The sequence below is a fragment of the Butyrivibrio sp. genome (genome assembly GCF_017635265.1).
In the GTDB taxonomy this organism is placed as follows: domain Bacteria; phylum Bacillota; class Clostridia; order Lachnospirales; family Lachnospiraceae; genus Butyrivibrio.
The window spans coordinates 1-11,682 of sequence record NZ_JAGBLU010000100.1; the positions used below are offsets into that span (position 1 = coordinate 1).

At 40.1% G+C, this 11,682-nt stretch carries 10 protein-coding genes; 5 read left to right on the top strand and 5 right to left on the bottom strand.

Annotation, left to right across the window (positions count from 1 at the left end; all coding sequences use genetic code 11):
- Positions 1–198: cold-shock protein (locus J6O61_RS11710; protein WP_013281837.1), on the bottom strand; the 198-nt coding region annotated here is incomplete at its 3' end.
- Between the two features lie 266 nt (positions 199–464).
- On the opposite strand from J6O61_RS11710, the gene J6O61_RS11715 reads away from it, so the two are divergent.
- Positions 465–749, top strand: a complete 285-nt coding sequence (locus tag J6O61_RS11715; RefSeq protein ID WP_292213359.1) for a YerC/YecD family TrpR-related protein — start codon at positions 465–467, stop codon at positions 747–749.
- Positions 750–846: 97 nt separating this feature from the next.
- Here J6O61_RS11715 and J6O61_RS11720 read toward each other — a convergent pair whose 3' ends face one another.
- The 4 genes from J6O61_RS11720 to J6O61_RS11735 all read right to left on the bottom strand — a co-directional run bounded on the left by J6O61_RS11720 (position 847) and on the right by J6O61_RS11735 (position 6,467).
- Positions 847–1,308, bottom strand: coding sequence for a bactofilin family protein (locus tag J6O61_RS11720; RefSeq protein WP_292213361.1), 462 nt, complete (start codon positions 1,306–1,308; stop codon positions 847–849).
- A 14-nt stretch (positions 1,309–1,322) separates the two neighbouring features.
- Positions 1,323–2,102 carry a murein hydrolase activator EnvC family protein gene (locus J6O61_RS11725; RefSeq protein ID WP_292213364.1) on the bottom strand — a complete coding sequence of 260 codons (780 nt, stop codon included), beginning with the start codon at positions 2,100–2,102 and terminating at the stop codon, positions 1,323–1,325.
- Positions 2,103–2,239: 137 nt separating this feature from the next.
- Positions 2,240–3,766, bottom strand: coding sequence for a hypothetical protein (locus J6O61_RS11730; RefSeq protein ID WP_292213367.1), 1,527 nt, complete (start codon positions 3,764–3,766; stop codon positions 2,240–2,242).
- A gap of 250 nt (positions 3,767–4,016) precedes the next feature.
- Positions 4,017–6,467: a GH36-type glycosyl hydrolase domain-containing protein gene (locus tag J6O61_RS11735; RefSeq protein ID WP_292213370.1), complete on the bottom strand. Its 2,451-nt coding sequence runs from the start codon at positions 6,465–6,467 to the stop codon at positions 4,017–4,019.
- Positions 6,468–6,852: 385 nt separating this feature from the next.
- Between J6O61_RS11735 and J6O61_RS11740 the strand changes: the two genes are divergently transcribed.
- From J6O61_RS11740 to J6O61_RS11755, 4 genes are all read left to right on the top strand, one after another.
- Positions 6,853–7,875: a LacI family DNA-binding transcriptional regulator gene (locus J6O61_RS11740; RefSeq protein WP_292213517.1), complete on the top strand. Its 1,023-nt coding sequence runs from the start codon at positions 6,853–6,855 to the stop codon at positions 7,873–7,875.
- A gap of 70 nt (positions 7,876–7,945) precedes the next feature.
- Positions 7,946–9,382, top strand: a complete 1,437-nt coding sequence (locus J6O61_RS11745) for a carbohydrate ABC transporter substrate-binding protein (RefSeq protein WP_292213373.1) — start codon at positions 7,946–7,948, stop codon at positions 9,380–9,382.
- Positions 9,383–9,486: 104 nt separating this feature from the next.
- Complete coding sequence (locus tag J6O61_RS11750; RefSeq protein ID WP_292213375.1) at positions 9,487–10,404, top strand: carbohydrate ABC transporter permease; 918 nt, start codon at positions 9,487–9,489, stop codon at positions 10,402–10,404.
- A 15-nt stretch (positions 10,405–10,419) separates the two neighbouring features.
- A complete protein-coding gene (locus J6O61_RS11755; protein WP_292213378.1) occupies positions 10,420–11,283 on the top strand; it encodes a carbohydrate ABC transporter permease in 864 nt (287 codons plus the stop codon).
- Positions 11,284–11,682: the final 399 nt, after the last annotated feature.

An 11,682-nucleotide genomic window follows, 5' to 3' on the forward strand; every position in this document is an offset into this window, starting at 1 on the left:
AAGCTTGTTTACGTTTACGGCCTGAGGTCCCTTTTCGCCCTGGATTACATCATACTCTACAGAAGCGCCCTCTTCGAGAGACTTGAAACCTTCCATGTTGAGTCCTGAATAATGTACGAATACATCATTTCCAGCCTCGTCTGAGATGAAGCCGTAACCCTTCTGGTTGTTGAACCACTTAACAGTACCTTTGTTCATTGTAATACCTCCACTAAAAATAAAAAAATATTCGTTCTGTTGTCTATGACAACAAATTTACAATAGCACAGTTAAGTGCAAAAGTAAAGCGCATATTTTGTATTTTGCGTATAATCATTACAATTTTTAGTGCTTTTACGATATTTAAATTAGCTCTTTACTTTACAAATTTAGAGTGATAAAATGTTTAAGCACGAAAGTATTTTATACGAAATATTGATAAGTTATGGCGACATAAAATAAAAGGAAATTGGAGGATATGGCATATGAACAAAAAGATAAGAACAGATGCAGTAGATCACCTGTTTGACGCAATTCTTTGCCTTCAGAATAAAGAGGAGTGTTATAGTTTCTTTGAGGATTTGTGTACTGTCAATGAGCTGCTTTCTCTTTCTCAGAGATTTGAGGTTGCTTCAATGCTAAGAGAACATAAGACCTATCTCGAAATTGCAGAGAAGACCGGAGCTTCAACAGCTACAATCAGTAGAGTCAATCGTTCACTTAACTATGGTGATGATGGTTACGAACTAGTATTTGAAAGAATGCAGTAATAGTTTATTTACAAAAAACAAAGCCGGGGAAATTGGAGTGATTCAATTCCTCGGCTTTGTTTTTGATACTATATTTAAGACTTGTTTATTATATTAATTACTTTGTTTCTGCCTTGGGTTCGTCAGCGGTTCCCTCGCCGGACTCTTTGTCGGCAACAGCTCTTTCTTTTGCAATGGAGGCTGAAGATTTATCCAAACCTGTCATCTCGCATTTTCCCTGGAATACTGCGTTTTCGTCTATGATGATTCCCTTACATGAAATATCACCATATACTTTTCCGGTATCGCTGATCTCTATTTTTCCCTGTGGGGTAGTGATGTTTCCGTTAACTTCTCCCGCAACGTATACATTGAGTGCTGAAACGGTTCCTGTAACCTTGCCTTCCTGGCCAATAATGAGTGCGCCTGAGATAGTAACATTTCCTTTTATAGTGCCATCAATTCTGGTTGAATCTTTAGTTGTCAGTGGGCCTTCAATTACTGCGCCGGGGCCAATGATAGTTCCAACCTGTTCCAGTAATGTGTTATCTTCGGCTGTGTCTTTTTTGTTTCCGAACATGATTATCCTCCGATTTAACCGTTGATTTCTATTAGTTCTTCAGGATTAATGTATTTATCATCCTGTTGAATCTGATATCCAAGAGTAGTGTTATCACTTACTACGAAGATGATATCACCTCTGTCTATGGCATCCCCTTCAGAAACAAGTGGATCACCTGAATTGCGGTAGAATGTAATATATCCGTTGCCATGATCTATGGTGACCATGTTTCCGAACTTGGCATCTGTAGTTACAGATAAAACAGTGCCTGTTCCTGTAGCAATTATATTGCTTCCGGAAGCTGCTTCAAATAAAACTATAGGGTTGCCCTTGGCTGTATCTGTATTGTCTTCAGTAATCTTAGTTATAGTTGTAGAAGTGGTATCATCTACAGCTGCAGTCATTGAAGCTGTTCCTGTTAAAGGAAAGCCTGTTGGAATGGCGAGGGTTTCGGCTTCTTCAGCTGATTGCTGTTCGTTTTCAAGTCTTAGATTAAGAGCCGCTCTAAGCTGCTGCTCCTCAGTTATCAGTGTTTCATTGGATGCTTCAAGAGTGCTGTTTTCAGCCTTTAGTTCTTCTATTTGCAGCCTCTGTTCAGTTTGTATAGATCGTAGAGTCTGAATGGTCATTGCTGAATAGATTATGTAGCATAATAAAGCCAATACTACAGCAAAAGAACAATAGGCGAGCAGTTGTGTCTTGAAATGATTAAGGTGGAGACGCCTGGTACTTCCATCAGAGTCTCCTGAAATGATCATAAAAGTATAATGTCTTTTATGCCTGTGCTTTCTGGGCTTATTATCTGCGCTCATATTAACCTCCGACTGACTAAATATTTTATCATATATGTCAGTGAAAAGGCAAGAAAACGCAAAAACCGAGCCCCATAAGTAAGGACTCGGTTCTGTTTTGATTTTTTATATTGATTTGATAAAAATCACACTATGGATTACTTTGTTCCTGTAAGTGCAGTTCCGTTTACATAAAGAGTATATCCGTTGCTTATAATACTTGATGCATCACCGTCAAAAGATGTGACGTAAGTATCTGCTGTAAGTGTCCATGTGCTGTCTGAATCAATGCTTACTGATACGGTTCCTACTTCAGTTGAAACAGTTTCTCCATCAGCATTTGTAATATTTCCATCGATGTTGCCTTCAAATGTTGAACCATTTGTCAGATTCAAAGTGAATTCTGAATCATCACCAACGAGAATAGTACCTTCAAGAGCCTGATTGTCAGCATTTAAAGTTGCGATGTTATTATCGCCGTTCCAACCATCAGCACAAACAGAGAGCAGTATTCCATCTGAGTCTTTATTTACAATGCTGACATCTGAAAGATTGATAATAGCATTGGTGTTGGTTACATGGAACACGTGACCGTTTTGGCTGGTAAGTGATCCTCCATTCATTGTAAATGTGGATGTTCCACTATCAGCGTCACCTGACATTGACTGATAAATCATGATAGTGTCATAGAATGTAGCATTACCATTGGTATCGGTGTTATTGGCTGTCATATCACAGTCGTTAAGTGTAATTGAGTTGATTCCTTCAATGCAGACACCCTCTGAAAGATTAGAAGTAAGTGTTGCATTTGATACGGTTATATCGGCTGTTGAATAAATAGCAGGTGAACCTAAACCGTTTGTAGTATATGTACCGCCATCTACTGTAACTGTACCGCCGCCGCGGTCTGTTCTTATAGCAGCAGAAGACTGACCGGAAGTCTCAACTGTAAGATTTGAAGCTTTTGTAATTCCGCCTCCTGTTGTCATGATACCGCCTGATCCATCGCCGGTAGTTGTTATGCTGGTATCAGAAATAATAACTGTAGTGCCATCTCCTTCAGCACCATTTTGTCCACCGTTTCCGCCGTATGAGAATACGCCGTTTGCACCATCGGCATCTGAAGTGATTGTTCCACCGGTTATAGTTGTGGTTGATCCGTCTTTAACAAGAACGGCAGCGTTAAGGCCATAGAAGTTGCAATTGTCTCCGCCATCTGAATCACCTGTTTTAGTTACGGTAGGATTTGTAACTGTTACATCATCAGAAGTTGCAATTAAAAGGGCACTCTGGTCAACTGTATCTGTTGAATATGTCTTTGAATCCTGTGAGTCAGCAGCTGTTATTTCTACGGCTCCTGAATAGTCGATGTCAGCACTGCTGCTTCCACCACCAAAGCCGCCTGCGCCTCCGGGAGCCCCGTCAGGTGCTTCGCCCTGTGGCTTTTCTCCTTCAGGTGCGCCATCTTTTGCCATATCTGTTCCCTGTCCATCAGGCTTTTCACCGGTAGGTGCTTCACCTTCTGCCATTTCTTTATTTTCTGCTTTATCCTGCGGCATTGCACTGCTTTCTGCAGTTGTCTGTGTAGTGGTTGATGATGCTTCCTGCCCACACGCTGCGAGAGAAGCGCACATCACAACAACAGCTGCTGTAGAAATGAGTCTTTTTACAGAATTTTTTTTCATTTAAGTCATCTCCTCATAAATTTGTTTGGTTTATGATTCAATTATTATCCTCAAACCTTAAAATAACTTTAAATTATTTATTTCAAGTGCTGTTTTGCTATAAAAAATACTATCTTAGCAGTAAATAGAAAAATCCATTTGTACCCATAGCTTTGGACAAAGCTATGAGCACAAACGGATTTTATTTTGGCGCTTGCAAGAAAGTATGCATTCTTGAATCAACAATTCAAGAATGCATATAAATATTGTGTTACATGATCACTTCAACTTTATATTCTTTTATGTTTTCTTCGTAAGGAATGACGTTGCCTTCAATTTCCTTGCCGTTTACAATGAGTTTCTTAACGCCACTCTGGGAGCCGTTAGTCTTAACATCTACAGTGTAGATTGCATTTCTGAACTTTCTGGTGAGTGTAAAGTCGCCGAAATCTTCAGGCACACAAGGGGTGATGGAAAGACCTTTGTGGGTAGGATATACGCCGAGAATGTACTGTGAAATGTTGACAAAAGTCCATGCAGCAGTACCGGTCAACCAGCTGTTTTTGCCCTGACCAAAGAATTTGGCGTCTTTACCTGCAACCATCTGAGAGTAGACATATGGCTCAGTACAGTGAATATCGCTGATGTCTTCTATGTAAGCAGGGCAGGTCTTTTTGTATATTTCAAAGGCTCTGTTTCCATGGCCGAGAACTGTTTCAGCAATAGAAACCCAAGGGTTATTGTGGCAGAAGATACCTGCATTTTCCTTGTATCCCGGTGGATATGAGCTGACTTCACCAAGCTCAAGATGATATTTTGTATAAGCCGGCTGAAGGATCATTACACCGTACTTGGTATCAAGTCTTTCTTCTACGCTCTTTAGAGCTTTGGCTGCAAGGCCTTCTTTTACACCAATTCCCGCAAGTACACAAAAGCCCTGAGGCTCGATGTAGATCTGACCTTCTTCACATTCTTTTGAACCAACTTTGTTGCTGTAAGCATCATAGGCTCTTACGAACCATTCTCCATCCCAGCCTGCATCGAGTACAGCGTCGTAAACTTTTTTAACTTCGTCTCTTGCGCGCTTTGCTTCAGCATTATCGCCTAAGAGTTCAGCGAGCTGAGCGTACTCTTCACCGTACTTAACGAACATTCCGGCAATGAATACAGATTCTGCAACAGGTCCTTCAGAAGGTCCGAATGTCTGGAATGATTCACCTGGGTGCTCTGAGAAGCAGTTAAGGTTCAGACAGTCGTTCCAGTCAGCTCTTCCGATAAGAGGAAGTCCGTGAGGTCCCTTGTGAGTGATAGTGAAGTTAAGTGAGCACTTTAAGTGTTCCATAAGTGTCTTTGCAACACTCATATCGTTATCAAAAGGTACGATCTCTTTTAATATAGAAAGATCACCTGTCTCTCTTACATATGCGCTTGTTCCTGCAATGAGCCAAAGTGGATCATCATTGAAGCCAGATCCGATATCGGAGTTACCCTTCTTGGTAAGTGGCTGATACTGATGATATGCGCTACCATCCTGGAACTGAGTAGAAGCGATATCAATTATACGCTGTCTTGCTCTGTCCGGAATAAGGTGAACAAAGCCCAGAAGATCCTGACATGAATCTCTAAAGCCCATTCCACGGCCGATTCCTGACTCATAATATGAAGCAGAACGTGACATGTTGAATGTTACCATGCACTGATACTGGTTCCAAATGTTGACCATTCTGTCCACTTTCTCATTTTTGGAAGAGATGTGGTAGATTCCAAGGAGGTTATCCCAGTAATCGCATAACTCTTTAAGAGCCTTATCAACAGCTTCCTCTGTCTTGTAGCTGTCAAGCATCTTGAATGCAGGTTTTTTATTAACAACAGAAGGTGCTTCCCACTTGTCATCTTCAGGATTCTCAATATATCCGAGAGTAAAGATGAATGTTTTTGACTCACCGGGAGCAAGCTCTAAGTTGATCTGTTGAGAAGCAATTGGTGACCATCCGCTTGCTACGGAGTTTGTAGCCTTTCCTTCTGCAACTACATCAGGGCTGTCAGGGCCGTTGTATGCACCAAGGAAAGCATCTCTGCTAGTGTCGAATCCATCAACTTTAGCATTTACACCGTAGATAGCATAGTGGTTACGACGCTCTCTGTACTCTGTCTTGTGGAAGATAACAGATCCGCCGTCAACAACTTCAACTTCACCTGTGCTTAAGTTTCTCTGGAAATTCTTCATGTCATCATCAGCATTCCAAAGACACCATTCTACATAAGAGAAAAGAGAAAGTTTAGCTGTTTTGTTCTTGTTGTTCGTGATCGTAAGCTTAGAAACTTCGCAGTTATCGTCCATCGGAACAAATGTCAGAAGGCGGGCTTCCACATCATTTTTTGATGATGTGAATTTACTGTATCCAAGACCGTGACGACATTCATAACTGTCGAGCTTTGTCTTTACAGGCTGCCAGCCGGGATTCCAGATTACAGTATTATCACTTTCTGTTACATCTTTAATATAAAAATACTTGCCGTTGTTATCATAAGGCACATTGTTGTAGCGATATCTTGTGAGTCTAAGGAGCTTGGCATCCTTATAAAATGTATATCCGCCACATGTATTTGAAATCAGCGAAAAGAACTCTTTATTTCCAAGGTAGTTGATCCATGGAAGAGGAGTCTTGGGAGTGGTGATGACATATTCACGGGCGGCATCATCAAAATAACCGTATTTCATATCGACCTCCTAATACTTAAACGTTTAAGATAATTTCCTAGTGACATTATATATGGCAAGTTGATGGAATGCAATAGAAAAAATCGAAAAAAGATTCACCTGAATGCCGCACAAAACCTAAGGGTAATTAAAATAAACAAATCGTTTCCGTGGAATTGGCGCAGAATCTGTATCAAATCGAAAACGTTTAAATCAAAAATGAACAAACTATGTACAACTTTAGAAAAATATATGAAAAAGCGATAACGAATTTGTAAAAAACAAACAAAATTATATAATGTGCACAAAAAAATAATAATGATACTTGATTTGAAAGTCAAAATGATGTATATTGAAAATACGAAAACGATTAAGTGTATGTGAAAAGGTTCCAATGGCAAAAAGAATGGTTTCCCTAAAAGACATATCTAAGGCTTGTGGAGTGTCGGTTGCGACCGTTTCCAAGGCTCTTAATGATCATAGTGATATAAGTAAAGAAACGAAAGAACGTGTCAGAGAAATTGCTGAGCAGCTTGGCTATCATCCCAATGCTGCAGCCCAGGCGCTCAAGACAAACAGAACCAATAACATCGGAGTCCTGTTTGTTGATGAGGCAAACAGCGGCCTTACTCATGATTACTTTTCACATGTTCTTGACAGTTTCAAAAAGAAAGCGGAGCAGGAAGGCTTCGATATCACCTTTATAAATGGTGATAAGACCCGCAACAATATGAGCTATTTATCTCACGCAATCTACAGAGGATTTGACGGTGTGGTAATTGCCTGTGTTGATTTTTTAGATCCGCAAGTGGATGAGCTTATTAAGAGCAACATTCCTGTTGTCACTATCGACCACTCTTTCTTCAATAGAATATCGATCATGTCTGACAACATAAAAGGCATTAAGGATTTAGTTACTTATATATATGAAATGGGACATAGAAAGATTGCTTATGTACACGGTTATGAAAATACCGCCGTTACACAGAGCAGATTGGCAAGTTTCTACAATACTTTGCAGGAACTTGGTATAAACGTTCCGGATGAATATATCGTGGGAAGTCCTTACAGAGATACTGAGAAGGCTTATGAAGCTACCAAAAAGCTTCTTGATCTTCCTGATCCACCTACATGTATTCTTTATCCCGATGATTTTGCAGCGTTTGGCGGATTCAATGCAGTCAGAGAGAGGAACTTGCGCATCCCGGAAGATATTTCCATTGCCGGTTACGATGGAATTGAGCTGGCAAGGCGAATAAGTCCTTTGATGACAACAATAGTTCAGAATACAGACAAAATTGGAAGAACAGCAGCAGCCAAGCTGATTGATCTGATAAATAATCCGAAAGGAACGCTGATCGAGCAGATAGTTATAGAAGGAACTCTTGAGAAGGGTGAGTCCGTAGGGCGTATTGAAACAGTTAAATAAGGTTTAAGACGGCAAAGCCGTTTTAGATAATACTTACAAAACACTCATATAAAAGGGAGGTACATTAGTTATGAAGAAGAAAGTACTCGGATTGTTACTTTCAACAACTATGGTAGCAGGAATGCTTTCAGCTTGTGGAAGTTCAGCTACAACAACAGAGACTCCGGCAGCAGAAACACCTGCAGCTGAGACAACAACAGAAGCTCCGGCAGCAGAGACACCTGCAGCTGAGACAACAACAGAAGCAGCTGCTGAATTACCAGCAGATGAGGGAAAAGTTCTTAACATTTCAGCATGGAATGAAGAGTTTAAGTCTCGTCTTACAGATCACTATCCAGGATATGAGGTAGTTGATGGAACAACAGGTAAGATCGGTGATGTAACAGTTAACTGGCTCATTACTCCTAACGAGGAGAATGCATATCAGAACAGACTTGATGAGCTCCTTCTTGCTCAGGATAGCGCAGCAGCTGATGATAAGGTAGATCTTTTCCTTGTAGAAGCTGATTATGCTGTTAAGTATACAGACACAGATTACACACTTTCTGTTAAGGATCTTGGACTTACAGATGAAGATCTCAAGAACCAGTACACATACACTCAGGATGTAGTTACTGACTCTAATGGCGTTATAAAGGGAACATCCTGGCAGGGATGCCCCGGTGTTATGATTTACAACAGAGAAGTTGCTAAAGAAGTATTCGGATCAGATGATCCTGCTGATATTCAGCCTCTGTTTTCTGACTGGGATAAGTTCTATGAGTCAGCAGGTAAGCTTGATGCAGCCGGATATGATGTAATTTCTTCAACAGCTGATACATTCCGTGTATATCAGAACAATGCTTCTCTTCCTTGGGTAGATGGAACAAAGATCCAGGTTGATGATAACCTTAAGAAATGGGTTGAAGATTCTAAGAAACTTGCTGATGCCGGCTACTGCAACACATGGGGCCAGTGGGGTGAAGACTGGAGCAAGGGCTTCTATCCTGAAGGAAAGGTATTTGCTTACTTTGGACCTGCTTGGCTTATTGACTTCTCAATGGCTAAGGACGTTGAAGGTTCTATCGCTTCTCAGGGCGGATGGGCTGCTACAGAAGGACCTCAGGGCTTCTATTGGGGCGGTACATGGATCTGCGCAGCTGCCGGAACAGATAATGCTAACCTTGTAGCAGATATCATGAGAAAGATGACTTGCGATGCAGATATCATGAAGGATATCGTTCTTAAGGACAATGATTTCGTAAACAACAGACCTGTTATGGAAGAACTTGCAAATGATCCAAGCTATGCAAACGAAGTTCTTGGCGGACAGAATCCTCTTAAGATGTTCTGTGCAGGTGCTGACAAGATCGATATGGCTAACCTTACAGCATATGATCAGGGTCTTCTTGGTGACTTCCAGACAGCTATGGGCGACTACATCAATGGCAACTATGCTACATATGATGAAGCTCTTGAGCAGTTCTATACATTAGCACTTCAGAGATATCCTGAACTTACAAGATAATCATTCTTAAGATTATTGCCTAATAAACTGCCTGCCGGTTCGCCGGCAGGCAATTCTTTAAAACGCTTATGTTTTAAGAGTAAAATATCGCGGAGGTATGGAGTATGGACAAAAAGAAGTCCAATTCTAACGTGGTTAAGTTCAACAGATGGGGATACATCTTTCTTATACCATTCTTTGTAACATATATTATTTTTAGTTTGATTCCACTTTTTTCGACAATATATAACAGTTTCTTTGAAAATTATCGTTCAGGTCTTAAACAGATTGGACCGAACTTTGTTGGTATTAACAACTATATTAATCTTCTTAGTTCACCGGAAATTTGGAAATATTTGGTAAACACCCTCATTATGTGGGTTGGTGGATTTATTCCACAGATTACAATAGCTCTTTTGCTTGCTTATTGGTTTTCAGACCCATCTCTTCGTCTTAAAGGACAGAGATTTTTTAAAACAGTAATTTACATGCCAAACCTTATTATGGCATCAGCGTTCTCAATGCTGTTCTTTGCTCTGTTTTCGGATTCGGGTCCTGTTAACCAGATTCTGCTTAGCATCGGAGTGATAAAAGAGCCGTTTAAATTCTTTCAGTATGTAATTGCATCAAGAGTTCTTGTAATGCTTATGAACTTCCTTATGTGGTTCGGTAATACAACAATACTTTTGATGGCCGGAATGCTTGGTATTGATTCATCACTTTATGAGGCAGCACAGGTGGACGGAGCTACAGCTTCACAGGTATTCTTTAAAATCACTATGCCTATTCTTCGTCCTATTTTTACATATGTACTTATTACATCTCTTATCGGTGGTCTGCAGATGTTCGATGTTCCTCAGATCCTGACAAACGGTAGAGGTAATCCTACAGATTCACTTACTACTGTCATCATGTTGCTGAACAGATATCTTACAAGTAAAGACGTTGGCCGTGGTGGTGCTTTGTCAGTATTCTTATTCGTTGTAACAGGTATTTTGAGTCTTGTTGTATTTAGAATGAACAGCTCAAAAGACAAAGATTAAGGAGGAAAAGGGATTATGGAAAATCAGGCAGCAGCTAAAACCCATGGACTTCCTATAGGAGCAAGAAGGACAATTGCGTATATTGTACTTGTTTTCTTCTCATTTTTATGTCTCATTTGGTTTTATATATTACTGATAAATTCAACAAGATCACATTCAGAGATGACACTTGGATTCACTATAGTACCAAGTACACATCTTTTGGATAACTGGAGTAGCCTTATAAACGGTACTATTCCGATTGCAAGGGGATTTGCGAACAGTTTGACTGTATCAATCTGCACCAGTGTGCTTTGCGTATACTTTTCAGCTATGACAGCCTACGCAATAAACACATACAGATTTAAAGGAAGAGAAGCTATTGCTGCTTTTATTCTGGCAATTATGATGATTCCGGGACAGGTTACAGCACTTGGTTTCCTGCAGCTCATCAATAGGATGAAACTGGACGATTCACTTATCCCACTTATAATTCCTGCAATTGCTTCGCCTGTAACGTATTTTTATCTTAAACAGTACATGGAAAGTAACCTTCCGTTGTCACTGGTTGAAGCAGCAAGAATTGATGGATCCGGTGAGTTCCGTACATTTAATACAATTATTATTCCGCTTATCAAGCCTGCAATCAGCGTTCAGATGATATTCAGCTTTGTAGGCAGCTGGAATAACTACTTCACACCGGCGCTTATTCTTCATACAGATACAAAGAAGACTTTGCCTGTTATGATTGCACAGCTCCGTGGAGCAGACTGGCTCAGATTTGATATGGGTCAGATTTACATTATGATTGCAGCATCTATTTTCCCTGTAATCGTAATTTACCTGATTCTTTCCAAGTATATCGTTGGAGGAGTTTCAGCAGGAGCAGTAAAGGGTTAATCAGAGATTTTGCAACTATCCGTTGTTATTTTAGATGAAGTTACTTATTTTTATAAGTTTATCTTCATATTTTACTCTTTCCTTTTATAAGCGTTTAGAAAGCCATGACATTCCCCGTGTCATGGCTTTCTGCATTTAATTCAATAAGTCATGCATTCTTGTAAACGCACGCAGATGATGTGGAAGTTTAGACATAGTTCTGTTCACTCCGGTATTTTTCAATGTGATAAATTGGACATAAAACACCCACAAAATACTTGTTTCATGCTTATTCAGAGCACAAGTCTTTTGTGGGCTTATTTATATCCATTTATCATCATTTCAAAATAAATTGTTCACATAACTATGTCTAAACTTCCACAACATCTGCTGTTCTGCTATAAATAGTATCATCTTGGC

Coding starts and splice junctions, on each gene's coding strand:
- J6O61_RS11715 (WP_292213359.1), top strand. CDS start 465: ATGAACAAAAAGATAAGAACAGATGCAGTAGATCACCTGTTTGACGCA.
- J6O61_RS11720 (WP_292213361.1), bottom strand. CDS start 1,308: ATGTTCGGAAACAAAAAAGACACAGCCGAAGATAACACATTACTGGAA.
- J6O61_RS11725 (WP_292213364.1), bottom strand. CDS start 2,102: ATGAGCGCAGATAATAAGCCCAGAAAGCACAGGCATAAAAGACATTAT.
- J6O61_RS11730 (WP_292213367.1), bottom strand. CDS start 3,766: ATGAAAAAAAATTCTGTAAAAAGACTCATTTCTACAGCAGCTGTTGTT.
- J6O61_RS11735 (WP_292213370.1), bottom strand. CDS start 6,467: ATGAAATACGGTTATTTTGATGATGCCGCCCGTGAATATGTCATCACC.
- J6O61_RS11740 (WP_292213517.1), top strand. CDS start 6,853: ATGGTTTCCCTAAAAGACATATCTAAGGCTTGTGGAGTGTCGGTTGCG.
- J6O61_RS11745 (WP_292213373.1), top strand. CDS start 7,946: ATGAAGAAGAAAGTACTCGGATTGTTACTTTCAACAACTATGGTAGCA.
- J6O61_RS11750 (WP_292213375.1), top strand. CDS start 9,487: ATGGACAAAAAGAAGTCCAATTCTAACGTGGTTAAGTTCAACAGATGG.
- J6O61_RS11755 (WP_292213378.1), top strand. CDS start 10,420: ATGGAAAATCAGGCAGCAGCTAAAACCCATGGACTTCCTATAGGAGCA.